The sequence below is a fragment of the Polaromonas sp. genome (assembly GCF_029945925.1).
Taxonomy (GTDB): domain Bacteria; phylum Pseudomonadota; class Gammaproteobacteria; order Burkholderiales; family Burkholderiaceae_C; genus Polaromonas.
Genome location: NZ_JAQSDN010000033.1, coordinates 53,758 through 79,876, shown reverse-complemented (window position 1 = coordinate 79,876; position 26,119 = coordinate 53,758). Strand labels below are relative to the sequence as shown.

Genomic DNA, 26,119 nt, shown 5'->3' with positions numbered 1-26,119 from the left:
CAAGCGCAGTGCGGACAGTCACTGTTTTTTGTTGCGAAGACTTCCGGCCGCTTGCGGTCAGGTTGCAATCCCGGGGCGGTTCTCCTCCTCCTCCCTCCCTCCCTTGTTCGCATCGGGGCGCTTCGCAACATTTTTATCTTCCGGGCTGTGAGATGAGTTCTCCAGTCCGCCCCAAGGTCGCCATCGTCGGCTCCGGCATTTCCGGACTGGCGGTCGCCCATGCCCTGCAGGGCCAGGCCGAGCTCACCTTGTTCGAGGCCGGCAGCTATTTTGGCGGCCACACCCACACGGTCGACATCACCCTGCCAACGCCGCAAGGCCTGGTGACCCACGGCGTCGATACCGGTTTTCTGGTCTTCAACGAACGCACCTACCCCCACCTGATCGAGCTGTTTGCGGATCTGGGCGTGGCCACCGCGCGGTCGGACATGTCGTTTTCAGTCAAGATCCCCGGCGCCGGCAAACGCGGCGCCCTGGAGTGGAGCGGCTCCAGCCTGAACACGGTGTTTGCCCAGCGCGGCAACCTCCTGAACTGGAAGTTCTGGCGCATGCTCCGCGACATCATGCGCTTCAACCGCACGGCCACCGCGCTGGCCGAAAGCGGCGCGGAAGCCGCCATGATGCAGCCACTCGGCGAGTTCCTGCGCGAGGGCCAATTCTCGGCCGAGTTTCGCGACTGGTATTTCCTGCCCATGCTGGGCTGCATCTGGTCCTGCCCGACCGACCAGATGCTGCAATTCCCGGTGGCCACCATGATCCGCTTCTGCCACAACCACGGACTGATCCAGGTGGCCGACCGGCCGCAGTGGTGGACGGTCTCCGGCGGCGCCCGGCATTACGTTGAGAAAATCGTTGCCGGCATCGGCGACAAGCGGCTCAACACCCCGGTGCGCTGCATCGCCCGCGACGAGTTCTCCGCCACCAGTGGCGTGCGCGTGCTGACCGACGGCGCAAGCGAGCACTTTGACAAGATCGTGCTGGCCACGCACTCCGACCAGTCGCTGGCCCTGCTGCAGGCCCCCACCGACGCCGAGCGCGCCGTGCTGGAAAGCATCAGCTACCAGCCCAACCGCGCCGTGCTGCACACCGACACCTCGGTGCTGCCCGCCCGCCGGCAGGCCTGGGCTGCCTGGAACTACGAACGTGCGCAGGACCCGCGGCTCGAGTCCTCCCAAGTCTGCCTGCATTACCTGCTGAACATGCTGCAGCCCCTGCCGTTTGCCCAGCCGGTGCTGGTGTCGCTGAATCCGGCGGCCCCGATCGCAGATCAGCACATCATGGGTGAATTCGACTATGCCCATCCGGTCTTTGACGCAGCGGCCATCCGTGCGCAGAAAGAACTGCCCGGGCTGCAGGGCCGGCAGCACAGCTATTTCTGCGGCGCGTGGACCGGTTATGGTTTTCATGAAGACGGCCTGAAGTCCGGCCTGCAAACAGCCAGGCTGCTGCTGCAGGACTGCGCAGGAGCCACGCCATGAACGCGCCGCCAGGCATGGACGGCGCGCGGAGCGACGGGGCTGCGTCTGCCCAAGCCAGGGCCGCGGAACCGGCTTTGCCGGGCCGCAGGCGCAGCGCCCCCCCGGGGGGCAGCGCAGTACGCGAAGCGACAAGCGTGGGGGCTCCATTAATTGGTTTTGGCGAGGTGCGGCACACCCGCCTCAAACCCGTTGTCAACGCCTTCAACTACCCCACCTACTTCCTGATGCTGCCGCTGCGCAGCCTGCGCCAGCACGGCAACGGCGCGCTGGCGCGCAACCGGGGCGCGGCCCTGAGCTTTTTTGACCGCGATCATGGTGAGGGCGGCGACGACTGCCTGGCCTGGGTCGATGCGTTGCTGGAGCGCGAGGGCATCACCGACGCCGCGGGCGAGGTCTGGCTGCACACCTACCCGCGGGTGTTCGGCCACACCTTCAAGCCGGTCAGCTTCTGGTATTGCCACAGTGCCGCCGGCGAATTGCGCGCCATCGTCGTCGAAGTCAACAACACCTTTGGCGAGCGCCACTGCTATCTGCTCGACCGCCCGCGTTATGGCCAGGAACTGCAGGCCGTCAAGGTGTTTCACGTGTCGCCGTTCTGCACGCTTGACGGTTTCTACCGTTTCCGTTTCATGCGCGCCGAGAGCGAAGGCGTGGAGAAAACGGTGGCGCGCATCGATTACGACGACGCATCGGGGCCGCTGCTGCAAACCAGCGTCGCCGGCACGCTGCAGGTCCTGAGCGCGGCCACGCTGCGCAAGGCCCTGTGGGGCTACCCGGCCATGACGTTCGGTGTGGTGGCCCGCATTCACTGGCAGGCCCTCAAGCTCTGGCGAAAACGCGTGCCTTTTGTCAGCAAACCCCAGCCCCCAGAAATTTTTGTAACCCGATGAACATGGCCAGCAACTCCACCGCATCTTCTTCCGTCAATGGCGCTTCGTTTGCGCTGCCCAGCGGCGCCCCGGCCGCCGCACGCACGGCCTTCAAGCTGCTGTCGCGGCTCAAGCACGGCACGTTGACCCTGCAGCTGCCCGATGGCAGCATGCAGCGCTTCGGCTCGGGCGAGGCGCCGACGGCCAGCCTGCGTCTGGTGAACTGGAAGGTCTGCAGCGCCGCGCTGCGTTCTGGCGACATCGGCTTTGCCGAAAGTTTCATTGCCGGCGACTGGACCACCCCGCACCTGACTGAATTGCTGCGCGTGCTGATCGTCAACCGCAAGGAAGTCGATGACGTTATCTACGGCACCTGGCTGGGGCGCCTGGCCTACCGCGTCAAGCATCTGCTCAACCGCAACACCAAGGCCAACAGCCAGAAAAATATCCACGCGCACTACGACCTGGGCAATGCCTTTTACGAACTGTGGCTGGACGGCACGATGAATTATTCGTCGGCAATTTTCGAGACGCCGCAGACTTCGATGAAGGATGCGCAACATGCCAAGGTCAGGCGCGCGCTACGTATGGCGGGCGTGAAACCCGGCGACCGCGTGCTGGAAATCGGCTGCGGCTGGGGCGCACTGGCCGAGATGGCCGCCACCGAATTTGACGCCTCCGTCGTCGGCGTGACGCTGAGTACCGAACAGCTCGCCTGGGCGCAACAACGCATGGCCCGGGTGGGCGCGGCCGACAAGGCCGATCTGCGCCTGCAGGACTACCGCGACATTGGCAAAACCAGCGGCGATGCGCCGTTTGATGCGATCTGCTCGATCGAGATGGTCGAAGCCGTCGGACGTGAATACTGGCCCACCTACTTCCAGGCGGTGGCGCGCCTGCTCAAGCCCGGCGGACAGGCCTGCGTGCAGAGCATCGTGATTGCCGACGAACTGTTTGAACGCTACGTCTCGTCCACCGACTTCATCCAGCAATACATTTTTCCAGGCGGTTGCCTGCCCTGCCCGACCGAGTTTCGCGCCCAGGCGCGCGCCGCCGGGCTGGAGGTGATCGACGAGTTTTCGTTTGGCCAGGACTACGCACACACGCTCAGGCTGTGGCGCGAACAGTTTATGGCGCAAGAGTCACGGGTGCTCCAGCTCGGGTTTGACAAGAGGTTTATCCGCATATGGGAGTTCTATCTGGCGTATTGCGAAGCGGCCTTCGCCCAGGCCAACACCGACGTGGTGCAATACACGCTGCGCAAGATCTGACTCTGACAGGCGTGCTGCTGCTGGCGCTGGTCATGGGCGCCGGTGCCGCCGCGCCGGCGGCTGCGCAGACCGGCGCCGAAGCCGTAGCGGGCAGCGCCAGACCACCGGAATTGCTCGATGCCCTGCCGCAGGGCAGGTTGCTGGGCGGCGGCCGGCTGCGTGTTTTCGGTTTTCAGGTTTACGACGCGCGTCTGTGGGCCGGGCCCGGCTTTCGGGTGGACAGCTTTGCCAGCCAGGCGATGGCGCTGGAGCTCAGCTACCTGCGCGCCTTTGAAGGCCAAGCGATCGCCGAACGTTCGATCACGGAAATGCGCCGCGCCGCGCCGGTCAGCGACGACCTGGCGGACCAGTGGTCGGCCGCGCTGCGCAGGGTGCTGCCCGATGTCAAAAAAGGCGACCGCATCATGGGTGTGCACCGGCCCGGGGTCGGTGCGGCCTTCTGGTTGAATGGCAAGCCGCTGGGTGAGATCCGCGATGCGGAGTTTGGCAGACGCTTCTTCGGCATCTGGCTTGCGCCCGGCACCTCGGAGCCCGGCCTGCGCAATGCGCTGATAGCGGGAGCAGGCCCGTGAACCCTGCCGCCGCCCCGGGCGCGTTCGGCACCCGCAACGGCCTGGCCTACGGCCTGCTGGGCCTGCCGCTGGCTTTTGTGGCCCTGCCGCTGTATGTGATCCTGCCCAACCACTACGCCCGTGAATTCGGTGTGCCGCTGGCCACCCTGGGCGCGGTGCTGCTGGGCGCGCGCCTGTTCGACGCCCTGATCGATCCCCTGCTGGGCCGCCTGAGCGACCGCCTGTTTGCACGCTCGGCCAGGGCGGTGCTGGGGCTGGGCGCCATCGCCGCGCTGGTGCTGGCGCTGGGCTTCGCGCTGCTGTTTTTTCCGCTGGTGAGCGCGCCGTCGGCGCTGGTGGTCTGGGCCAGCCTGATGCTGATGCTGACTTATGCCGGCTACAGCGCGCTCAGCGTGTCGCACCAGTCCTGGGGCGCGATGCTGGGCGGCGACGAGCGCCAGCGCAGCCGCATCGTGGCCTGGCGCGAGGGCCTGGGGCTGGTCGGTGTGGTGCTCGCGTCGATCACGCCGGTCGTCTTCGGGTTGCCGGCCAGCACCGCGCTGTTTTTTGTCGCCCTGACGATCGGCTGGCTGGCCTGGGCGCGCGCCGACCGGCCGGTGGCGCGGCGGGCGCAAGCCGGCCCGCACACGGCGACGTCGATCTGGCTGCCGTTTCGCCAGCCGGGCTTTCGCCGCCTGCTCGCGGTCTTCCTGCTCAACGGCACGGCCAGTGCGGTGCCGGCGACACTGGTGCTGTTTTTTATCCAGGACCGTCTGCAGGCGCCGTCCAGCCAGGAGCCGCTGTTTCTGGGCAGTTATTTCGTGAGCGCGGCCCTGTCCATCCCGCTGTGGCTGGCGCTGGTCAAACGTGTCGGGCTGGCGCCCACCTGGCTGCTGGGCATGTTTCTGGCCATCGCGACCTTCGGCTGGGCAACGCAGATAGCAGCCGGGGATACGGCGGGTTTCGTGATCGTCTGCGCGCTGTCCGGCATTGCGCTGGGCACCGACCTGGCGCTGCCCGGCGCGCTGCTGGCCGGCGTGATCCAGGTCAATGGCCAGTCGGGCCGGGCCGAAGGCGCTTACTTCGGCTGGTGGAACTTCGCCATCAAGCTCAACCTGGCGCTCGCCGCCGGCCTGGCCCTGCCGCTGCTCAGCCTGTTCGGCTACGCGCCGGGCGCACGCGACGCGCAGGCGCTCAACGCGCTGCTGGTGGCGTATTGCGTGCTGCCCTGCCTGCTCAAGCTGGCCGCCGCCGCCTGCCTTTATTTTCTTGTCATCAAACACCCGCAAGGGGTCCAACCATGAAGCACTTTCTCCACAGGAGCGCAGCCGCGCTCGCCTTGTCCCTTCCCCTGCTGGCCGGTCTGGCGGGCTGTGCCGGCCCGCAGATCAGTGACTACGCCGCCGAAAAGCCGGTGCTCGACATGCGCCAGTATTTCAGCGGCACGGTCGATGCGTACGGCGTGTTCACCGACCGCTCGGGCAAGGTCGTCAAACGTTTTACCGTGGTCATGACCTGCAGCTGGAAAGGCCCGCCGGGGATGGAGACCGGCGTGCTCGACGAAGCCTTCACCTACTCCGACGGCAGCACGGACCGCCGTGTCTGGACGCTCAAACGCTCACCGGACGGCCGCTACACCGGCACCGCCGCCGATGTGCTGGGGGAAGCCGCCGGCGAGGAAAAGGGCAACGCCTTCCGCTGGGGCTACACGCTCAAGCTGCCGGTGGACGGCCGCGTGATTGAAGTGCAGTTCGACGACTGGATGTACCTGATGAACGACAAGGTGTTGCTGAACAAGGCGGTGATGAGCAAGTTCGGCGTGCGGCTCGGCGAGGTCACGCTGTCGTTCGTGAAACGCTGAACACGCCTTCCCGTTTCAAGCCAAATTGGCCTGCAGCCCTTTATCCACCTGCGCCAGCAGCTATCATTTTTATAACAAAACAGCACCATGCCGTACAACCTTCCCCTTCATGACTGGCACGGCAAAACCGTGTGGCTGGTCGGCGCCTCCAGCGGCATTGGCCAGGCCACGGCGCATGCGCTGCATGCGGCCGGTGCCCGGGTCGTGGTGTCCGCCCGCAATGGCGCGGCGCTGGAAGCCTTTGTGGCGGCCCACCCCGGCGCGCAGGCGTTGATACTCGACGCGTCGGATGCGGCTGCCGTGAAAACCGCGGCGCAGTCCCTGCTGGCCCAGGGGCCGCTGGACCTGATGATGTATTGCGCGGGTTACTACAGGGAACAACGCGCCACCGGATTTGACCTGGCAGACATGCTCAGGCACCAGCAGGTCAACTACGTGGGGGCCCTGTATGTGCTCGACGCGGTGTTGCCGGCGATGCTGCAACGCGGCAGCGGTCACCTCAGCCTGGTCGGCAGCGTGGCCGGCTACCGCGGCCTGCCGCAAAGCCTGGCCTACGGCCCGACCAAGGCAGCGCTGATCAACCTGGCCGAAACCCTGTACCTGGACCTGCAGGCCAGCGGCGTGGGGGTGAGCCTGGTCAACCCGGGCTTTGTCGAAACACCGCTGACCGCCGGCAACCAGTTCAGCATGCCGGCCCTGCTCAGCCCGGCCCAGGCGGCGGCCGCGATCCTGGCCGGCTGGGCGCGGGGCCAGTTCGAGATCCACTTTCCAAAACGGTTTACGCTCTGGATGAAAACCTTGCGCGTCCTGCCCTACGCGCTGTATTTTCCGGCGATCCGGAAATTCACCGGTCTGTGAGCACCCCATCATGAACACCCAGGTCGAGTCACTGGTGCAATTTTTTGAAACCCTGAGCCCGGCCAGCGTTGCTCGCATGGGCGAGTTCTATGCGGCCGACACCTGGTTCAAGGACCCGTTCAACGAGGTGCAGGGCCTGGCGCAGGTGCAGCAGATCTTCAGCCACATGTACGTGGCACTGGACCGGCCGCGTTTTGTGGTGACGGCGCAGGTGGTCGACGGCCGGCAGTGTTTCCTGACCTGGAACTTCGAGTTTTATTTCAGGCGGCGCGGGCCCCAGCCGCTGCAGACCATACGCGGCGCCTCGCACATCAGCTTCAACGAGGCCGGCCTGGTGGCGCGCCACCGCGACTACTGGGACGCGGCCGAAGAGCTGTATGAAAAGCTGCCCGTGCTGGGCAGCCTGATGCGTTGGCTCAAAAAGCAGGCTGGTAAATAGCCCCCACGGTCGCTCACTTCGTGTAGCTCCCTGCCCCCCGAGGGGGCCGCTGCGCCTGCGGCCCGGCGAAGCCGGTTCCGCGGCCCCTGCTGGGTTGGAGAGCTTCCGCGGTCGCTCCTGTTTTTATAGCTGGCCGCGCCCACCCGGTATGGGCTGAAGCCTGATTATGCGTAAAAACTCAGGAAGGCAGGGTGTCGATAAAACTCGGACGCTGCGCCAGCTTGTCATACAGCCGGGTCAGGTTGGGGGAGGGCGTGCGCCAGTCGATTTGCGGAAAACGGAAGTCCAGGTAACCGAGCGCGCAGCCGACGGCGATGTCGGACAGGCTCAGGTGGATGCCGCTGCAAAAAGGCTTGTCGCCCAGGCCGGTGCTCATGGCCCGCACGGTGGTGTCGATCTTCTCCATCTGGCGGTCAATCCATGCCTGGCAACGCTGCTTGTCGTCGCGGCCGGCCCAGGTGGCCTCCAGCCGCGCGAGGACGGCCGCGTCGAGCAGGCCGTCGGCCAGTGCTTCCCAGGTTTTCACCTCGGCGCGTTCGCGGCCCTGCACCGGAATCATCTTGCCGACCGGCGAAAGTGTGTCCAGGTACTCAACGATGACGCGCGAATCAAACACGGCTTCTTCCGACCCATTGGCGCCTTCCATGACCAGACAGGGCACCTTGCCCAGCGGATTGGATTCGGACATGGTCGTGCCCGCAGCCCAGACGTCTTCAATGACGAACTGGTAGTCGAGCTTTTTTTCCGCCATCACGATGCGCACTTTGCGCACATAAGGGCTGCCGTAGGATCCAATGAGTTTCATAGTCAATCTTTGTCGTGGGCCCTGGGGCTTTGGGGTCGCGTACCTTAAGCCAAATAGCTTAGCAGGCCCCAGCCGATTGCATTCTATCGAGTATGCGTCGGCCGGGCCTGCCACGCGGCAAAAACGGGGTAACCTGTCTGCCGGGGCGCCAGGCCACCCGCCTACAATGTCGCCCATGAACCCGTCCACCAGCTTCTCCATCACCGCCCTGTCCCCCCTGGACGGCCGTTACGCCGCCAGACTCGCCCCCTTGCGGCCGCTGATGTCGGAGCTCGGTTACATGCACCGCCGCGTCCAGGTGGAAGTGGCCTGGTTCATCGCGCTGTCGGACGCGGGGTTTGCCGAATTCAAGCCACTGACCCCCGGTGCGCGCACCTACCTGCTCGGACTGGTCAAACATTTCTCCGAGAGCGATGCCGCCGCGATCAAGAACATCGAAAAAACCACCAACCACGACGTGAAGGCGGTCGAGTACTGGATCAAGTCGAAGTTCGAAGCCCGGCCGGAGCTGCAGGCTGCCGCCGAGTTTGTGCACTTTGCCTGCACCAGCGAAGACATCAACAACACCAGCCATGCGCTGCAGCTCAAAAGCAGTCGCGAGCAGGTCTTGCTGCCGGCGCTGGACAAGGTCATCACCCAGCTGCGCGAGATGGCGCACCGCTACGCCGACGAGCCCATGCTGAGCCGCACCCACGGCCAGACCGCCAGCCCGACCACCGTCGGCAAGGAAATTGCCAACGTGGTGGCGCGCCTGAACGTGGCGCGCGAGCGTATCGCCGCCGTCAAGCTGATGGCCAAGATGAACGGCGCCGTTGGCAACTACAACGCCCACCTCTCGGCTTGGCCCGACTTTGACTGGGAGGCGCTGAGCCGCCGCGTCATCGAGTCGCCCGAGCCGCTGGGCCTGGGCCTGACGTTCCAGGCCTACAGCATCCAGATCGAGCCGCACGACTACATGGCCGAGCTGTTCGACGCAGTGGCACGTACCAACACCATCCTGATCGACTTCGCGCGTGATGTCTGGGGTTATGTCAGCGTGGGTTATTTCAAGCAGCGCCTCAAGGCCGGTGAAATCGGCTCGAGCACCATGCCGCACAAGGTCAACCCGATTGATTTCGAGAACGCCGAAGGCAACCTCGGCCTGGCCAATGCGCTGCTGCGCCACCTCAGCGAAAAGCTGCCCATCAGCCGCTGGCAGCGCGACCTGACCGACAGCACCGTGCTGCGCAACATGGGCGTGGCCTTTGGTTACGCCGTGCTGGCCTACAGCTCCATGAGCACCGGACTGGGCAAGCTCGAACTCAACCACGAAGCCCTGGCCGACGACCTCGACGCCTCGTGGGAAGTGCTGGCCGAGCCGATCCAGACGGTGATGCGCCGTTACGGCGTGCAGGGCGCCTACGAAAAACTCAAGGAAGTCACGCGCGGCAAAACCGTGACGGCCGAAGCGCTGCACGGGCTGATCCGCTCGCTGGAGATTCCGGACGCGGAAAAGGACCGCCTGCTGGCCATGACGCCCGCCAGTTATGTCGGCAAGGCCGCCGAACTTGCGAAACGGATCTAGACAGGCCCCCACGGTCGCTCACTGATTTTCCGTTCGTCCTGAGCCTGTCGAAGGATGCCCCCCGGAGGGGACCGCTGCGCCTGCGGCCCGGCGGAGCCGGTTCCGCGGCCACTACGGGGCTACAGACCTCCCGCGTATTCCGTTCGCCCTGAGCTTGTCGAAGGGTCGAAGGATGCCCCCTGAAGAGCGCAACGATTTCAGGCGGGCGCCGGCATCATAGCGCCGCAGGACCAGCACTGCTCAAAGCCGCCTTCGACTGTTTCCCCGCAAGAACACAGCCAGTGTCGCTGCGGCAGATTTTGCAGGCTGTGCAGCAAGGCCTCGGCGCGCGGCTTTTCGTGGTCGTGGGTCAGCCAGACTTCGGGCTGGCACTGGTCGGGCGGCAACTCTCCCGCCACGCTGCCGAGAAAATAGCGTTGCACCGTGGCCGAAAAGCCTGCCTGCTGCAACACATCGGCCCAGAGCGCCGCGATGGCAATGTTGGGGGCGCGGGCAAGTCGGAGCATGGGAGTCAGTTTACTCCTGAATTGATAGCTGTCTGCGCACGTATTACAAGGGCGGATGGCCAAAAACGCTTAAGAAAAGCGACGTTTCAGACCGATTCCGGCTTGTCCTTCTTTTCCAGCGCGCGGTCGGCATAACGGCCAAAACGCCAGGCGGTGTCTTCCTGCGTGATGCGCCGCCAGGTGCCACGCTTGGCGGCCGGGCTCATTTCGGGCCAGCGCTGCACCTCCTCGAAGGTGCGCCCGCAGCCCTTGCACAACTCGTCGCCCTGGCTGGTCGAGCAGATGGCAATGCAGGGCGTGTCGGCGGTCGTGTCGTACCAGGCGCGCCAGGCCGCCATGGCCCGGGGTGGAAAACCGGCCTCGTCGGCCTCCTCCTCGCGGTAGAAAACCAGCAGGGCGTACACCTGGGCCAGGGCGCGCAACTCGGGCGCCAGCGTGATGCCGTCGGGCGACGGTTTTTTCTCGCGCCAGTAGTTGATGGCCGCTTCAATGTCGGTGATGTGGATGCCAGGCATGCGGGGCTGTGCAATCGGAAAAAGGAAACGTGGAGGCTAAAAATGGGCCGCCGCTGGGGGCGGCGCCCGCTATTTCCGGCTGGGCCGTGAATGATAGGCCAAGCCGGCAGCCTTCTGCGGCGCCGGGTTCTTTTCGGGGGTACCGCAGCCGGACTTTGCAAAAAAGCGCGCTTTGTTGTCAAATACGGGCTTCCGAAGGGGAGTAACTCCCTCGTCCGGCTGCATCGGGACCTTCCCGCAGCCAGACGTTCAACAAGTCGTCATTACGAAGCTCCCGCTTCCGGCTTGTTGGACATGCAGCAAAACTGCGTGTCGAGCCAGACCTTCGATTGAAACCTGTACAGGTTTGATCGAGGCGTCGCGGCAACCACTCCGCCCCTCACCGACCTGTCCGGTTTTAACGAAGCTGGAAGTCCGCCCGCCGGACTTCCATGTTGCAACCTGACGTGAAAGTGTTCAATGGAATTATTCTCCACGCCCTGGTGGTCGGCCCTGCTGGCGATCATCCTCATCGACCTGGTGCTGGCCGGCGACAACGCGATTGTGATCGCGCTGGCCGCGCGCAACCTGCCGCCCCATCTGCAGAAAAAAGCCATTGCCTGGGGCACGGTGGGGGCCATTGCCGTGCGCTCTGTCATGACCGTCGGGGTGGTCTGGCTGCTGAAGATTCCCGGCCTGATGCTGGTCGGCGGCCTGGGCCTGCTCTGGATCGCCTACAAGCTGGTGGCCGACCAGGGCGACAAAGAGCACGACGGCCCGGTGGCCAGCACCTTCTGGGGCGCGATGAAAACCATTGTGGTCGCCGATGCCCTGATGGGTGTGGACAACGTGCTGGGCGTGGCGGGTGCCGCTCACGGCTCGTTTGACCTGGTGGTCATCGGTTTGCTGGTCAGCATCCCGATCGTGGTGTTCGGCAGCACCATGGTGCTCAAGCTGGTCGAGCGTTTTCCCATGATCATCAACATAGGCGCCGCGGTGCTGGCCTTCACCGCCGCCAAGATGATTGTGAGCGAGCCCCTGCTGGACCCGGTTTACGGCGGCCCCGGCTCGCCGCCCGCGTCCGCCACCCTGAACCTCGCCGCGCAGTGGGGCACCTACGCCCTGGCCGTGGCCGGCGTCCTGGGTGCAGGCTGGTGGGTCACGCGCCGTGCCAGGGCCATGCAGCCCGGCCAAGCCGTGGCCGACCACGCGAACTGACATGAACCCGACAGGAACCCACTGATGGACACCACGATTGTTTATGTCGACGAAGCCGCCCATGCGCTGGGCATGCTGGCACCCCTGTTGCAATCCGGCCAGGCGCGCACGCCGACGCGCTGGATCGTGGTGGGTTGCGCGCCACGCATCACACACCGCGTCAGCAAGTGGGTCACGCACAGCGCCCGCGAAAGCTGGCGCGGCAAGTGGGCCGAGAAAGTTTTTGAACAAATCGTCCCGCTGTTGCAGGCCTGCGGCGAGCCGGTCATCACGCAACTTGCGCGCGGCTCGCTCGAAGAATTCACCGCAGCCTTGCAGGCACAGCATGGCGAGGGACGAATTGTGGACGCGCGCCGGCCCAAACCCGGGGCGGACCTGCAGGCGGCCCCCGGGCCGCATCCCGGCGAGCCGCGCGGCGTCTGGGGCTTTGCCGCCATGCTGGCCGGCTCCGGCCTGCTGTTGACGGCCGAATATTGATCTTTTCCAAATACACGGCAGTGAATTGGACTGCTCTCACCCTCGCCCTCTGGAAGAGGGTCGGGGTGAGGGATTGATCGTTCCGACTGTCCTGAGTTTTAAAACGCTCAATAGAAAGCTGCCGACAGCGGTGGTATTCTTGAACGCATGAAACTCATCGTCAAATGGCTTTGCAGCGCGGCCGCCTTGCTGGCGGTGGCTTATCTGTATTCCGGCGTCACCGTGACCAGCTTCCCGGCGGCGCTGCTTGCCGCGGCCGTGCTGGGCGCGCTCAACACGGTGGTGCGCCCGGTGCTGGTGTTGCTGACCCTGCCGGTGACGCTGGTGACGCTGGGGCTGTTCCTGTTTGTCATCAACGCCCTGATGTTCTGGGCGGCCGCCAGCCTGCTCAGCGGCCTGCATGTCACGGGATTTGTCGCTGCCCTGATCGGTTCGCTGATCTACTCGGTGCTGCAGCTAGCGATCGAGTTTCTCCTGGAGCGCCTGCTCCCGAAGTAGCTGGTCGATCTCACGCGCCCGCGTGTCAACGATGGACGCATCGATGTAGTTGCTGGCCGCCGCGCCGCCGTCGCGGCCGCTGCGCATCAGATCCTGCGCGGCCTTGAAACGGTCGCGGGCCGCGGGGTAGTCCAGCTGTGCCACCCGGCTCTCGGCGTCGGCCCGAATCGCGCGCAACGTCTGCCCCTGCTGGCCCCAGGCTGTCGCCAGCAATTGCCAGGCAATGGCATCTTTCGGGTGGGTGGTGACCCAGGTTTGCAGGGCGCCTGAGACATCCTGCGCCCGGCCTGCCGCGAGATCAGCCCGGGCCTGCAGCAACAGGGCCGCCCGGCTGCGCGTGTTGCCGAGTTTCGGCACCGCCGTATTGCCGGCAGCCAGCTCGATCTCAAGCGCCAGCCACTCCACCGGATCGGCCAGTGCCGTCTTCGCGGGCACGGCCGACTTGAGCTTGCCCGCCAGGCTGCGTGCCAGGGCATGGTCGCGCAGCCGGCTCGCCGCCAGGGCGCCGCCATACAGGGCACCGGCATCGCGCGGTGTCCATGCCGCATTCGCCGCACCGGCGAGTGACACACGCTGCGCATCGGCCACCAGCGGCCGCAAGCCATCCACCCCCGGGTCACCCAGCACACGAGCCCGGGCCGCCATCATGGCGTGCAGCGTGCGCGCGCCGCCCGGCTCTTCACTGGCGCCCTTGGGCGCTGAACTCGCCCCGCCTTCCAGTTGCAGCCGGCCCTTGATCTCGGCAATACGCTCGGTTGTCAGCGGGTGGCTGCGCAGGTAGGGAAAAGCACCGTTGTCATTGAGCCGCGAGGCCTGCTGCAGCTTGTCAAACATACTGGCGAAACCCTGCTTTTCGAAGCCCGCGTCGGCCATCACACCAAAGCCGACCCGGTCGGCTTCGCGCTCCATGTCACGCGAAAAATTGAGCTGGTTCTGCACGGCCAGCGCCTGCCCGCCGGCAATGGCCGCGTTGGCGGCGTCGGGGCTTTTGCTGGCGGCCAGGGCGCCGAGAATCATGGCCGCAATCAGCCAGGGCATTTGCTGGCTCTGCTTGCTCATCAGGCGCGAAATGTGCCGCTGCGTCACGTGGCTCAACTCGTGCGCCAGGACCGACGCCAGCTCGTCGCGCGTGGCCACGGCGCCTATCAGTCCCAGGTGCACACCCAGATAACCACCCGGCAAGGCGAAGGCGTTGATGCTGCGGTCACGGATCTGCATGACGTCCCAGGCAAACCGCTCGTCCAGTTCGGGGCCCAACTCGCCCCGGGCGCGCGCCGCCGTCATCAGGGGCTGCCAGATGCCCTGCAGGTAGTCGCCCAGCACCGGATCGTCCAGGTAGTCCGGGTCGCGGTAAATGCTGGCGGCAATCCGGTCACCGAGCCGCCGTTCGGCACTGGCGGACAACTCCGAGGTGTCGCCCAGCGCAGGCAGCGCGCCGCTGGGCCGGACTGGCGTCTGGGCCTGCGCCAGGCCGGCTGATGCTATAAAAATAGCAGCTGCCAACGCAATAGGACCAAGGACAAAATGCCTGTTCAGCTTGAAAAATGAAGACGGCATGAGGGGTACAAAACGAGGGGGTTGAGATCCAGCAAAACTATCCAGTACTTGTCGAAGCCTGGCAGGCCACGCAACTGTTGGGCCGCCTGCCGACCCGTGACTTTCCCAAGCGCTTCAAAATGCACCTGCGCATCTTATGATGACGGATGCTTGTAAAGGTTCTGTAACAGTATGACCACGACTTCACCGCTGACACATTTTGACGGCCAAGGGCAGGCGCACATGGTTGATGTGGCCGGCAAACCAGCCACCCACCGGGTGGCTGTCGCGCAAGGCCGCATCGCCATGAATCCTGCCACGCTGGCCATCATCCTGGAAGGCACCGCCAAAAAAGGCGACGTGCTCGGTATCGCCCGGATTGCCGGCATCATGGCGGCCAAAAAAACCAGTGAGCTGATTCCCCTGTGCCATCCGCTGGCGCTGACCCGCGTGGCAATGGATTTCAGCCCCGACACAGGCAACGCCAGCATCACTTGCCAGGCGACGGTGGAAACGGTCGGACCGACCGGCGTGGAGATGGAGGCCCTGACTGCAGTGCAAGTGGCACTGCTGACGATTTATGACATGTGCAAGGCCGCCGACCGTGGGATGACGATGACGGATATCAAGTTGCTGGAAAAGCATGGCGGCAAGTCGGGAAGTTTTATCGCGACGCCCTAGCCGCGTCCAGGGTCAGTCTGCAGGCCCGCCAGTCAGGCCGTTGGCATGGCGCCACTTTGTGTAGTCCTCGGGGAACGCCGCGCGGTAACGAACCAGATGCAGCAAGGCTTCATCGTCGCGCCCCAGCATGACGGCACTTTCAATCACCTTTTCAATCACCCGTGGCTCGGGCGAGTAATGCAGTAAGGCCATGGCGGTGTCGAAAGTCCATTGCGCGTTGTTGCGATTGAGCGCGGTGGTGGTCAGTTCCGCAAACCGCACCTGGTTCCGGAAAAGCCGGGATCCGCGAACCTTGTCCAGCGTATCGTCACGGTAGGCCGGGTCGCGTGCCTGTGGCGCCAGGTAAATCTGGCTGACACGGTGGTAATCCCATGCAGCATAAGCCACCGCTGCCAACAATGCTGTCGCCACGACAAGCCGGATTGTCGGTGCCGAGCGCGAGGAAGGACGGGAGCCCGTTGCGGGCTCTCGCGGCGCCGGCCACAGCATCCACACGCACAGCCCAAATGCCATCTGGAAAGGGCCGTACCAGAGTGGATACTCCAGCATGCTGTGCAGCATGATGACGGCCAGCACACCCCAGGCCATCTGCCGGGTCGGGTCCGTTTCTCGCCAAGGCCTGGCACGCCAGACGACCCAACCCGCACCACCACAAACAGCCAGGGCCAACGGAATACCCAGCTCCACGGCCAGGTGCAGCGGCAGATTGTGGGCATTGTCCAGGATGTCGCAGAAACGCGCGCCCGGGTATAGCGCCATGTAGTGCGCATAATCCAGCTCGCCCCAGCCCCATCCGAACCAGGGCTTTTGCGCAATCAGATGCAATACGTTGGACCAGAGTGTGAGGCGACCGGCACAGACGGGGTCCCCCGCACGCAGGCGGGCGACCATGCCATGGCCCAGCAGGTCCAGCCCGGCCAACCAGGGCAGTGCCAGCATGGCCACCCCATAGGCCAGCAGCGCCGTCAGCAACACGCGGCGCACCGGCGGTTGGCGCCAGCCGGTCCAGAGCAAACACAGCACGCATAGCAAAACCAGCTGCAACAACCCTGTCCGCGATGAAGATGCTGCGTTCCCCGCCGCCAGCAGGCCAGCCACCATCCACACCAACGGCTCCCGGCGACGGGAGAAACCGTCCTTCACCACAAGCCAGACCAGCGCGACCAACGCGATATTCGTCAAACTCGCAAATTGGTTGCGTTGACGCAAATTGGCAAAGGCCTCACCCAACGGGGCCTGGTTGACCCACGGAGCGAGCGCCGCCGCCGCACCGAAATATTGCAGCAAGCCGATAGCGCTGCTGGCTGCACCGGCGAGCACCCAAGCCCATGCCGCAGAGTAAAACCAGCGCTGCGCATAGGGAGTATCGCCGGGCCTTGTGGCGAGGGCCGCGCGCAGTGATGCGAACAATATCAGGCCTGCTGTAGTGGCGAGAGCAAGCAGGCAGGGCACGATAGCAGGAAAGGGCCCGGGCGCTACTGGATTAAGCCACGGCAACATCACTACCAACCCGACGGCGAATACAAAAACGGGCCTCCTTGACATGCCCCCGTATATCACGGCAACTTGAGTTCACGCAATTGAGGGTACTTGTCCTGTGAAAGGTGGCGCCAGTTCGCCCTGATCTCCTCATATTTCTTGTCACCATGCATGGCTTTAAGGACACGCAGTTGTCTGACCGCCTCCCCAGGGTTGCCATTCAATGCCAGCGAAAGCGCGTATCGTGACTGTGTTGCGATCCAGGGATAACGCAGAGCCACTTCTTGGGCGATTGCCAGTTCTTGCGCGGTCATGCCCGGCCTGGGTGAAATGCGCGCACCATCGAGCAATGTACCCAGCTGCGTCAGCAACAGCACCTCGGGCCTCTGATAATTGAGCGGGGTTTGCCCCACGCGCATGGACTCAAAACGCGCGACTCGAAAGTCTTCCTCAATTGCGACATATTCGACTACCGACCAAGCCGCCACAATAGTCACTGTAAGCAAAAGAACGGCCGACGGACCCACCCCGATGCGCAGCACGCGCTTGTTTTCCACCATACCCTCCAGTGCGCCCAAGGCAAACATCACAGGCACCAGGAAATAAGCATAAGCAAACGGAAATTCCAGCATCGAATGCACGGCCAGAGGCAATGCCACGGCCAAGCAGTACCACGCCAGCAACTGGTTGACCTTCCGCACGCGCCGCCACAACCAGACACCGATTACCAATATCAATAGGGCCGTCAGCGGCACGCCCGTCCCCAGCGCCAGATCCAGCAAGATGTTGTGACTGTATGAAAAGGGTTCGCTCAACTCATAAGCATCCAGAACAGCGTTGTGCGCCCTCGGAACCTGGTTCAGGCCCCATCCCAGCCAGGGCCGTTGGCCCAGTGCTTCCAGCAACTGAGGCCACACCACCAAACGCATGCCAGGCTTGATGTTGATTTCTGCCACACCTGAACTCTGCAGGAGAAAGACAAAAATCGACGGCCACATCCAGAGAAAGGCTAAAAAAGCCACGCAAGCGAATGCAACGATCCATGGAGACGCCCTGAATTCCGATCGTTTTCTGTTGCCGAACCACCATCCGGCCAGCAACAAAAAACTCAGAGCGCCCGTGCGGGACTCCGTAATTCCCAATGCAATAGCCAGCACCAGAAATATCGACATTGACGACGTAGCCCGGAGCCTGTCGGACTCATAAAGGTACAGTAGGCTGGCCACCCCCATCAGTAGCAGGGTCGCTAGGTGATTCGGTTGCCCCAGATTGCCACCAGGACGTCGTAGTCCTGGCATGCGATTGATCCAGAACGCGCCGTCCCATAACTCCAAAACTTGGGCGAACGCCACCACCGCGGATACGAGCGCTCCCATAACCAGCAAGATAGCCAGCCCAATCAAGGCTCGAGGGTGACTGTTTCCGGTGACTGAGGCGGGTCGGAGGGGGGATGACTTCCGGTCAAGGGAGAAACCCAAAACCATGCAAATAACGCAGAGAGCCACATAGAGCTCAAAGACAAGAACATCGCCCCGAAATACAACAAGGCCTGAAGCAGCCTGCGCAATGGCAACGACCCCCAGCGATAGGAGGGGGATGGTCGCCCATGGAAAAATGATCGGCTTGGACAGACCCTGGTGAGCCACTTTGAGCAGACCTCGCCAAGCCAGTAAAAACACCATCGCAAACGCGAGCATCTCGCCATGCCAGCTGACCCAAGGCAGGAAATGCAAGGGGATCAACCAGCTCAACAGCAGGAGCAATGCCGACATCGCAAAAAAAAGTTGCCCGACAATAGAAAAACGCCCCTCATGGGGCGTTTCTGTTTGAACTTCCGAGAAGTTCAAAAATCAGGTGCCGCGGCAAGAGCCGGGCAGGTACTTCAGAGGCGTCGTGGTCACGGCTGTGCCGCCGTTGACGACTGCGCGATTACCGCAAATCCACTGCGAAAGAGGTGCAGTGGCTGAGATGGCAGCGCCAGCAGCGGCAGTCGGCACCAAACTCACCGTCGTACCGTCAATCGTGGTATCACCAAAACTGCCGGCTGCAACCGTCACGATAATGCCGCCATTGGCATCCGTATCGACACGGCCCACGTATTTGGAGGTGGCGACGGAGCTTTCGCAGCCCCAAGCGTTGGCAATGGGCAAGCTCGCTGCGCTGTTGGTCTGGTAGACCTCGGTAATCGAAGTGCGGCAGGCGGAAGACGCCAAAATCACTTCCGACATCTTGGCGCGCTTGGTGTAGTCAGAATAAGCCGGCAAAGCCACCGCAGCCAAAATACCAATGATCGCGACAACGATCATCAACTCGATCAGGGTAAAACCCTTTTGCATGGAACGCTTCATAAAAACTCCTTGGTTGAGAAACTAGCGAGACTAACCAGCAGATACCGTGCCAAGAAGAAACCCGTTCTAAATCAACCTCTTTGGCCCATCTTCTGGCAACAAAAGTTACTTTTTTCGTCACCCTGCAGGGAGTCGCCGACAATTTTGTCACTTGATGCAAACCGACCGAACCTGCTTGAGGTCGGTCAGCCCCATCAGCACTTTCTCCATCCCGTCCATTTTCAGTGTGCGCATGCCGCTGTTGACGGCCGCCGCAAACAGTTCTGCCACGCGGGCACGCTCCTGAATCAGCTTTTTCGCTGCGTCGTCGGCCACCATCAGCTCGTGCAGGCCGATACGGCCCTTGTAGCCGGTCTGGTTGCATTTATCACAACCAACCGCCCGGTACATGGTGAGCTGGCCCTCTTTGCCATAGCGCTCCATCCAGTCGTCCAGCAGCTTTTGCGCTTCGCCGCCGGGATCGGTCTTCCAGGCCTCCGTGTTCCGCAATTCTTCCGAGTACTCCCTGACGAAGTCCTTGACTTCCTGTGCACTCGGCTGGTAAGCCTGCTTGCAGTCACAAAGCTTTTTGGCCAGGCGCTGGGCCAGGATGCCGAGCAGGGCATCGGCAAAATTGAAAGGGTCCATGCCCATGTCCAGCAGCCGGGTGATGGACTCAGGGGCAGAATTGGTGTGCAGCGTCGAGAACACCAGGTGGCCGGTCAGCGAAGCCTCCACGCCCATGGACACGGTTTCCTTGTCGCGCGACTCGCCGACCATGATGATATCCGGGTCCGCACGCAGGAAGGCGCGCATGATGGTTGCAAAGTCGAGCCCTGCCTTTCTGTTGATCTGAACCTGGCGCAAACCTTTTTGCGTGATCTCGACGGGGTCTTCGGCCGTCCAGATTTTCCTGTCTGGCGTGTTCAGGAATTTCAGGATCGAGTGCAGCGTCGTTGTTTTGCCTGAACCCGTCGGGCCACAAACGTAAAAAAGGCCATAGGGCTTGGAAACGGTTTTCTCCAGCCGCTCCCTGTTGTGATCCGTCAGCCCCAGCTTTTCGAGCGGAATGGGCTCGCCCGCCGCCAGAATCCGCATGACGACATCCTCAACCCCTCCCGCTGACGGGATCGTGGCCACACGCAGTTCGATGTCGAGGGGCCCGTATTTCTTGAACTTGATTTTCCCGTCTTGCGGCTTGCGCTTTTCGGAAATGTCCAGATCACACATGATCTTGAGCCGCGTGACCATGGCCTGGCGAAACTGGGCCGGCACCTCGATATAGGGCAGCAAGCTCCCGTCGACCCGAAAACGGATGCCAGTCTTGGCCTTGCCCGGCATGGGCTCGATGTGGATGTCGGAGGCCTTCTGCTTGTAGGCATCAATGATGACCTTGTTGACAAACTTGACCAGTTCGTTGTCGGCGGCGGCCGACTCCAGCGCCGAATCGTCGTTGGCATCGTTTTCGAGCGGCGAATCCATGTCGGCCAGAAGCTGGTCAATGGAGCCGCCCTCGTTGCCCGCGCCAAAAAGCTGGCTCAGGGTTTCATTAAATTCGGTCTGGGTGGTCACGCAGTAGGCGAACTTGCTGATTTTCGGAAATACCTGCGGGACCACCCGGGCCCCCCGCACTGCTTCGGGATCAACACACATGATGACCAGACCGTCCGTCGTTTCCTCCAGCGGCATCCAGCCCTGCTGCTCGACAAAGTGCCGCTTGAGCAGGCCATGCAGCATTTCCGAACGGATGCGCCCTGCGTTGTAGGCCTCGTAGGGAACCCCAAAGAACTTGGCTAACGACGCGCCAATCTGCGCGGGCCGAATACGGTAATCAGCCATCAGCAGATGTTCGACCGACTGGACCTCGTCGCGCGCCTTCTGGATGCAGTGGAGCAACTCGTTCTGGCTCAACACCCCGTCGGCCACCAGCCCGTCGTACTTGGTCGCCCTGCGCCGCTGACCGTCTTCGGCCTTCTGCATGCGCTGGCGAATGGCGATGCCCAGCGTCTTGCACAGTTGCTGCGCACCGTCTTCTTCCAGCTTCCCAAAAGGCTGGTCGCTGCGGTTGTTGATCACCTGCAGGACACCATAAAGCGTACTGCCGTCCATCACCGGTGCAACCAGCATCTGTTTGGTGCGGTAGCCGGACCGTTTGTCCACTTCCTGCAGAAAACTCAGGTTGGGATGGATTTTCTTGAGCGCTTCGTCGTCATACACATCGGTGATATTCACCATGGTTTTTGACAGCGCAACGTAGCCCGCAATGCTTTGCGCGCTGATGGGCAGCTTCAGGTCGCGGCTGGTGTTGAGCCCCGTCTTGACCTTGGAGATGATGGACGTACGGTCTTCATTGACGGCGTAAAGGGTCAGGCGGTCGGCGTTGAAAAGCTTGCAGATATCCTGGCTGGCCTCCAGCATGATCTGGTCAATGTTCTCGGTTTCATGAATGCGGTTGGTAACCAGTTGCAGCTGGCGAAAATAAAGCGCTTCAAAAGTGCCCCCCCGCTCCTGCGGTGGAAGCATCTGCGAGTCGAAAAACGCGTCTTCGGGGTCCTTCTGTACAACGGCATTCATAACTCAAACTCCTGACCCGCGCGCAACCAGCGTATGTCGTGGGTAACGTTGGGACCAAACGGCGCCGTCTGGTCAAAGCGCTGGATCTCGGCCATGATCAAGTCGGTCTCCGCCGGCTTGGTATGGGTGATGTAAATCGGATAGTTCCTGCCTTTGTCAATGCAGTCCAGCTCGCTGGCCAGCGCATGAGGCGACAGATGCAGGCTGCGCCGGGCCAGGTCGCGTTCGCGGTTGCTGAAGGCCGTCTCGATCACCAGCATGGCGACATTAAGCTGGTTGATGCGGGCCCACAGCGCGGGGTTGCGCTCGGTGTCGCCGGTGAACACCCAGCACCCGGCGCCGGTGGCCACCGCATAACCCACCGCGGGCACGGTGTGAACCGCAGGCAGCACTTCCACATATTTTCCCGCCAGCAGCAGCGTCTGACCGACGGTCAGTGGATGAAAGCTGACAAACGGCGCTTCCGGCGTGGGGATTCTCGAGAAATCAGGCCAGATGGTGTTGTTGAAAATATGGGTTTTCAGCGCGTCAATCGTGCCCTGCAGCGCATGAATCTGTATCGGGGTCGTTCGTTGTGCCGCAATCGCGTCCACCATCAGCGGCAAGGCCGCCACATGGTCCAGGTGGGAGTGTGTCAGCAGCACGTGATCAACACCGCGCATCTCGTCCAGCGTGAGATCGCCAACGCCCGTCCCGGCATCGACGAGCACGTCGTGATCCAGCAGGAAGGACGTGGTCCGGCAGCCTTTGGCAATCGCTCCCGAACAGCCCAGTACGCGTACTTTCATGGTCTTTTGTGGCTTGAGGCGCCGGCAGGCTGTGTCATTTGGTTTCGAAGTTGGTGGCCCCGTCCCACTCGGGATCAAACGGCAACAACCTCATGGAGGCTACACGCTCTGCATACAGCCGGTAAAGGTACTTTTGCGCATTCATGCGCTGTAAGTTGAGCAAATGCCCATCGCAGTCGTCCCAAGCCTGGTTGCGGTAGGCCTTGAGCGCCAACGCCCACTCCCGCAGTTCGCTGCCCAACTGCTTGTCGAGCTGGCCGGGAAGCGCCACCGGACAGAAAATGGCCACCGCTTGGTCCTTGCCCTTGACCCTGACCTTGTCGAGTTCCTGCCAGGCAAACCCGGTGGCCAGTTCGCGGGTGGACGCACTGACCACGGTATCGACGCCATAGATTTTGGACAGCCCTTCCAGGCGGGACCCCAGGTTGACGGCGTCGCCGATGACGGTATAACTGCGGCGGATATCCGAGCCCATGTCGCCCACACACATGCTGCCGGTGTTCAGCCCAATGCCTATGCCAATTTCCGGCAAGCCCTTGCTGCGGTGCTCTTCATTGAGCTGGCGCACTGCCCGCACCATCTCCAGCGAGGTCTTGACCGCCAGAGCGGCGTGTTCAGGCGTCTCGACGGGTGCACCCCAGAAAGCCATCACGCAGTCACCCATGTACTTGTCGATGGTGCCGCGGTTGCTGCGGATCAGGTCCGTGAGCCGGCTGAAGACACTGTTGAGCAAGGCCTGCAACTGCGTCGGCTCCATGGTTTCCGACATCCGGGTGAAGCCGCGCATGTCGCAGAACATCACCGTGAGATCCTTGGCCGAGGCCTTCATGCTGTAGCTGTCGGGGTCCTTGACCATTTCATCGACCAGTTCGGGAGGCACATAGGTGCCAAACAGGTTGGCCAGTTCCCGTTTGGAGCGGCTTTCCACAAAATAGCCATAACTCATGTTCAGGGCAAACGCCGTGAGCGCCATGACCAGCGCGGTAGCCAGAGGCAAGACCAGCCCATAGGTCGAATAAAGCCAGAAATTCAGTCCCACCAGGGCGGCTGTCACCGCGGCGCTGGTCGCCACCGCGCGCGGGGCGGACAGCAACGGCAAGGCGAGGGCCAGTGTCAGCCCCGACAGCACAAGAACCACCACCTCGAAACCTACCGCATAGTCCGGTTTGACAAATACCTTGCCATCGAGAAACCCCGAAATCACATTGGCATGGGTCTCGACGCCGGGATAGGTTTCCCCGACCGGCGTGACCCTCAGGTCCAACAAGCCAGGCGCCGTGGTGCCGAGCAAGACAATCTTGTCCTTCAACTGGCCCGGCGGCATCTTTCCGGCCAGCACATCGGACGCAGAGATATACCGGTAGGAACCGCCACTGGCGCCACCGGGCCCGCGAAAAGGCACCAGGGTCGCCACCCGGTCATCCACCGGAATGGCCAGCGTTTTACTGCCCTGCCTGAGCAAAATGCTTTCCAGCCCCTGGTAATTGCGGGTCAGGAATTTTTCCTGTGGAAATCCGGGCTCGACGCCGGGCTGGCCCACCAGCATGCGAAACATCGCCAGGGACAGCGACTCGTAGTACTCGCCTTTGTATTCAGCCAGCAGGGGAACCGATCGAACCACCCCGTCGCCTTCCGTGATGGAGTTGAAAAACCCCGCCAGGGGCGCCGCCCTGGCGATGGTGTCGATGTTGGCACCGAAGCCGTTCCAGCTTGTAAACCGGATGGGCCGCCCCTTGAGCGCCTCCCGCCCCATGACGGGAGCGGGCAAAACACCGTTGACGCGGCCGTCCCGGTCGCTGGTGAAGTAGTAGCCCAGCACGACGGGCCTGTTCTCCAGCGATTTTGCGAAGACGGCATCGTAATCAAGGCTGGCCTGCATCTGGCCGAGCTTGTCGGTAAAGGCGGGCTGGTCCTTCAATTCGGTCCGGGCCAGTTGCTGCAGCCTTTTCAGGCCGGAGCTGTCGTCAGCCTCCGCAAAAACCACGTCGAATCCCAGCAGTGCGGCCTGTTGCCGCCCCAGCAACTCGTCCACGAGCACGGCCAGCTTGTTGCGGCCCCATGGCCAGCGGCCGGCTTCCGCCAGGCTTTTTTCGTCGATATCCACGATGACAATGCGCTCATCCAGCGTCCTGGGCATGGTGGCCCGAAGGCGGGCGTCATAAAGAATGTCGTCAAGCCGCTGCAGGACATCCAGGCGTAACGCGCCGCTGGCATGGAGCAAGGCAAAAACCAGCGGAATCAGCGTGACGGCAATGCGAGGCCAATGCCGGGAAAAAAGTCGCATAAGGCTTCGTGAAGAGCCGCGATTTGCAGTGGTTTTCCGGCCGAACGCGGGGAACCAGCCTGGTCAGCGCTGGACGAATTGCATTTGCGTGCCCGCCAACTCAAGGACATCGCCATTTTTCAGCGGTACAGGCTCGACACCAATGTGCGTTCCGTTCAGCGTGGGTTTGTTGTCCCCTTCCACATGCGCCACGACAAAACCATGCGGCCGCTTGGTGATGGCCGCAACCGCCACCCCGGGCTTGCCGATGGTGGTGACCACCTTGACCAAGGCGACTTCGCGGCCGGCGGCTGCGCCCGACATGACCTTGATGGCTGCGCTGGTGCCCGCCCCATCGACAGGTGCAGGCGCTGCCGGGGCCGTGGCGGCCCCCGCAGGCGCGACCAACCCGGCCGAGCCGGCCTTGATGATCATCGTTTTCTCAAAGCCCGCACTCGCGGCTTCGTTGACATACTTGATCTTGTACTTGCCGATTTCGACGGTGTCACCGTTGTTGAGCTGCTGCTTCTTGACAGCCTTGCCGTTGAGATAGGTGCCATTGGTGCTGTTCAGGTCCTCAACAAAAACCTCGTTGCCGGACATCTGCAGAACGGCGTGCTCCCCACTGACGGCCAGGTTGTCAATGACGATGTCGTTGTAAGGACGGCGCCCGAGGGACGTGCGGTCCTTGGTCAACTGAACCTCTTTGATCACAACGCCGTCAATAGAGACGATCATTTTCGGCATGGCCGACTCCTGTCTATTTTTAATATGTCACTCAATCGGACTATTTCCCCAGCATTCTGGACAGCAGGCCGCGCTTGACGGAGGCCTCCTTGGCCTGTGCCAGCAATACCGAAATATTATCCCGACCGCCGCTGTCGTTGGCCGCAGCAACAAGCTGCCTGGCGCCCTGCTCCAGCGACTTCGATCCCGATAGAATAGCCGCAATCGCCTCGTCACTGATCATGTCGGACAGGCCATCAGAGCACATCAGGTAAATATCGCCCAGCTCCACACGGTGTTCGTTGACTTCCAGCAACACCGCGTCCTCCACACCCAAAGCCCGCGTCACCAGATTCTTGTTCACCGAAGTCAGCGCCTGTTCAGGTGTGATCAGTCCCGCGTCGATCTGCTCCTGTAGCAGGGAATGGTCCTTGGTGATCTGCTCGAGCTGGCCACCCCGCAAGCGGTAACAGCGCGAATCGCCAATGTGACCCAGCATCAGGCGGGTGTTCTGGAACACACCGACCACCAGCGTGGTGCCCATGCCCGAGTACTGCGGGTTGGAGTTGGCTGCGTTGAAAATGGAATGATTGGCGTTTTCAACACAGATCTCCATCGCCCTCCGCACCTCCTTGCCGTTCGCATGCTTACCAGCCTGCGCCAGCCAGCGCCCCAATTCGGACTTGATAAATGCCGTCGCCATGCCGCTGGCGATTTCCCCCGCGTTGTAGCCACCCATGCCGTCAGCCAGAATGCAGAGGCGGGTCGGGGCATCAAACGTGACGGAGTCTTCGTTGTTGTCCCGGGTTAAACCGGGGTCTGTCTGGGTGCAAATCTCGTAAATCATCGTGTTTTT

Annotated in this window: 25 protein-coding genes; 13 read left to right on the top strand and 12 right to left on the bottom strand. The window is 62.7% G+C overall.

All coding sequences use genetic code 11. The features are described 5' to 3' along the window. The first annotated feature begins 152 nt into the window (after nucleotides 1-152). From PSV40_RS07945 to PSV40_RS07910, 8 genes are all read left to right on the top strand, one after another. Entirely contained in the window at nucleotides 153-1,478 is a 1,326-nt protein-coding gene (locus tag PSV40_RS07945; protein WP_300536325.1) for an FAD-dependent oxidoreductase, read from the top strand. Further along, nucleotides 1,475-2,368, top strand: a complete 894-nt coding sequence (locus PSV40_RS07940; RefSeq protein ID WP_300536324.1) for a DUF1365 domain-containing protein — start codon at nucleotides 1,475-1,477, stop codon at nucleotides 2,366-2,368. The genes PSV40_RS07945 and PSV40_RS07940 overlap by 4 nt, the downstream gene beginning before the upstream one ends. A 2-nt stretch (nucleotides 2,369-2,370) precedes the next feature. Then, nucleotides 2,371-3,618 (top strand): cyclopropane-fatty-acyl-phospholipid synthase family protein, encoded by a 1,248-nt coding sequence (locus PSV40_RS07935; protein WP_300536323.1) that lies wholly within the window; start codon nucleotides 2,371-2,373, stop codon nucleotides 3,616-3,618. A gap of 11 nt (nucleotides 3,619-3,629) precedes the next feature. Beyond that, entirely contained in the window at nucleotides 3,630-4,190 is a 561-nt protein-coding gene (locus tag PSV40_RS07930; RefSeq protein WP_300536322.1) for a chalcone isomerase family protein, read from the top strand. After that, nucleotides 4,187-5,473, top strand: a complete 1,287-nt coding sequence (locus PSV40_RS07925; RefSeq protein ID WP_300536320.1) for an MFS transporter — start codon at nucleotides 4,187-4,189, stop codon at nucleotides 5,471-5,473. The genes PSV40_RS07930 and PSV40_RS07925 overlap by 4 nt, the downstream gene beginning before the upstream one ends. Further along, nucleotides 5,470-6,030, top strand: a complete 561-nt coding sequence (locus tag PSV40_RS07920; RefSeq protein WP_300536318.1) for a DUF3833 domain-containing protein — start codon at nucleotides 5,470-5,472, stop codon at nucleotides 6,028-6,030. The genes PSV40_RS07925 and PSV40_RS07920 overlap by 4 nt, the downstream gene beginning before the upstream one ends. 87 nt (nucleotides 6,031-6,117) lie before the next feature. After that, nucleotides 6,118-6,888, top strand: a complete 771-nt coding sequence (locus PSV40_RS07915) for an SDR family NAD(P)-dependent oxidoreductase (protein ID WP_300536316.1) — start codon at nucleotides 6,118-6,120, stop codon at nucleotides 6,886-6,888. Nucleotides 6,889-6,898: 10 nt separating this feature from the next. Continuing rightward, nucleotides 6,899-7,327 carry a nuclear transport factor 2 family protein gene (locus PSV40_RS07910; RefSeq protein WP_300536314.1) on the top strand — a complete coding sequence of 143 codons (429 nt, stop codon included), beginning with the start codon at nucleotides 6,899-6,901 and terminating at the stop codon, nucleotides 7,325-7,327. Nucleotides 7,328-7,505: 178 nt separating this feature from the next. Here the strand turns inward: PSV40_RS07910 and PSV40_RS07905 are convergent, their stop codons facing one another. Next, nucleotides 7,506-8,132 (bottom strand): glutathione S-transferase N-terminal domain-containing protein, encoded by a 627-nt coding sequence (locus PSV40_RS07905; RefSeq protein WP_300536312.1) that lies wholly within the window; start codon nucleotides 8,130-8,132, stop codon nucleotides 7,506-7,508. Between the two features lie 175 nt (nucleotides 8,133-8,307). Between PSV40_RS07905 and purB the strand changes: the two genes are divergently transcribed. Further along, the gene (gene purB / locus PSV40_RS07900) at nucleotides 8,308-9,696 is read left to right on the top strand and encodes an adenylosuccinate lyase (protein WP_300536310.1); all 1,389 of its coding nucleotides are present in this window, start codon (nucleotides 8,308-8,310) and stop codon (nucleotides 9,694-9,696) included. Between the two features lie 197 nt (nucleotides 9,697-9,893). Here purB and PSV40_RS07895 read toward each other — a convergent pair whose 3' ends face one another. Further along, on the bottom strand, nucleotides 9,894-10,202 hold the full coding sequence (locus PSV40_RS07895; protein ID WP_300536308.1) for a DUF2007 domain-containing protein: 309 nt from the start codon (nucleotides 10,200-10,202) through the stop codon (nucleotides 9,894-9,896). A gap of 86 nt (nucleotides 10,203-10,288) precedes the next feature. After that, entirely contained in the window at nucleotides 10,289-10,717 is a 429-nt protein-coding gene (locus tag PSV40_RS07890; protein WP_300536306.1) for a DUF3717 domain-containing protein, read from the bottom strand. 459 nt (nucleotides 10,718-11,176) lie between these two features. Between PSV40_RS07890 and PSV40_RS07885 the strand changes: the two genes are divergently transcribed. The 3 genes from PSV40_RS07885 (at nucleotide 11,177) to PSV40_RS07875 (ending at nucleotide 12,889) form a co-directional block, all read left to right on the top strand. Next, nucleotides 11,177-11,914 (top strand): TerC family protein, encoded by a 738-nt coding sequence (locus tag PSV40_RS07885; protein ID WP_300536304.1) that lies wholly within the window; start codon nucleotides 11,177-11,179, stop codon nucleotides 11,912-11,914. Between the two features lie 24 nt (nucleotides 11,915-11,938). Further along, nucleotides 11,939-12,391, top strand: coding sequence for a hypothetical protein (locus PSV40_RS07880; RefSeq protein WP_300536302.1), 453 nt, complete (start codon nucleotides 11,939-11,941; stop codon nucleotides 12,389-12,391). Between the two features lie 147 nt (nucleotides 12,392-12,538). After that, nucleotides 12,539-12,889 carry a phage holin family protein gene (locus PSV40_RS07875; protein WP_293593140.1) on the top strand — a complete coding sequence of 117 codons (351 nt, stop codon included), beginning with the start codon at nucleotides 12,539-12,541 and terminating at the stop codon, nucleotides 12,887-12,889. Here PSV40_RS07875 and PSV40_RS07870 read toward each other — a convergent pair. Next, the gene (locus tag PSV40_RS07870; RefSeq protein ID WP_300536300.1) at nucleotides 12,848-14,446 is read right to left on the bottom strand and encodes a M48 family metalloprotease; all 1,599 of its coding nucleotides are present in this window, start codon (nucleotides 14,444-14,446) and stop codon (nucleotides 12,848-12,850) included. The genes PSV40_RS07875 and PSV40_RS07870 overlap by 42 nt on opposite strands. A 171-nt stretch (nucleotides 14,447-14,617) precedes the next feature. Here PSV40_RS07870 and moaC point away from each other — a divergent pair, with 171 nt between their 5' ends. Beyond that, nucleotides 14,618-15,106 carry a cyclic pyranopterin monophosphate synthase MoaC gene (moaC, locus tag PSV40_RS07865; RefSeq protein ID WP_300536299.1) on the top strand — a complete coding sequence of 163 codons (489 nt, stop codon included), beginning with the start codon at nucleotides 14,618-14,620 and terminating at the stop codon, nucleotides 15,104-15,106. A 12-nt stretch (nucleotides 15,107-15,118) separates the two neighbouring features. Here moaC and PSV40_RS07860 read toward each other — a convergent pair whose 3' ends face one another. The 8 genes from PSV40_RS07860 to PSV40_RS07825 form a co-directional block, all read right to left on the bottom strand. After that, nucleotides 15,119-16,558 (bottom strand): Wzy polymerase domain-containing protein, encoded by a 1,440-nt coding sequence (locus tag PSV40_RS07860; RefSeq protein ID WP_300536297.1) that lies wholly within the window; start codon nucleotides 16,556-16,558, stop codon nucleotides 15,119-15,121. Between the two features lie 104 nt (nucleotides 16,559-16,662). Continuing rightward, nucleotides 16,663-18,432 carry an O-antigen ligase family protein gene (locus PSV40_RS07855; RefSeq protein ID WP_300536295.1) on the bottom strand — a complete coding sequence of 590 codons (1,770 nt, stop codon included), beginning with the start codon at nucleotides 18,430-18,432 and terminating at the stop codon, nucleotides 16,663-16,665. Nucleotides 18,433-18,435: 3 nt separating this feature from the next. Beyond that, nucleotides 18,436-18,933, bottom strand: a complete 498-nt coding sequence (locus PSV40_RS07850; RefSeq protein ID WP_300536293.1) for a pilin — start codon at nucleotides 18,931-18,933, stop codon at nucleotides 18,436-18,438. Between the two features lie 147 nt (nucleotides 18,934-19,080). Continuing rightward, a complete protein-coding gene (locus tag PSV40_RS07845) occupies nucleotides 19,081-21,486 on the bottom strand; it encodes an ATPase, T2SS/T4P/T4SS family (RefSeq protein ID WP_300536292.1) in 2,406 nt (801 codons plus the stop codon). Next, entirely contained in the window at nucleotides 21,483-22,274 is a 792-nt protein-coding gene (locus PSV40_RS07840; protein ID WP_293593127.1) for a 3',5'-cyclic-nucleotide phosphodiesterase, read from the bottom strand. Before PSV40_RS07840 ends, PSV40_RS07845 begins: the two co-directional genes overlap by 4 nt. 34 nt (nucleotides 22,275-22,308) lie before the next feature. Beyond that, nucleotides 22,309-24,558, bottom strand: a complete 2,250-nt coding sequence (locus tag PSV40_RS07835; RefSeq protein WP_300536290.1) for an adenylate/guanylate cyclase domain-containing protein — start codon at nucleotides 24,556-24,558, stop codon at nucleotides 22,309-22,311. Nucleotides 24,559-24,621: 63 nt separating this feature from the next. Beyond that, nucleotides 24,622-25,284: an FHA domain-containing protein gene (locus tag PSV40_RS07830; protein WP_300536288.1), complete on the bottom strand. Its 663-nt coding sequence runs from the start codon at nucleotides 25,282-25,284 to the stop codon at nucleotides 24,622-24,624. Between the two features lie 40 nt (nucleotides 25,285-25,324). Further along, a complete protein-coding gene (locus tag PSV40_RS07825; protein ID WP_300536287.1) occupies nucleotides 25,325-26,110 on the bottom strand; it encodes a Stp1/IreP family PP2C-type Ser/Thr phosphatase in 786 nt (261 codons plus the stop codon). Between the last annotated feature and the right edge of the window lie 9 nt (nucleotides 26,111-26,119).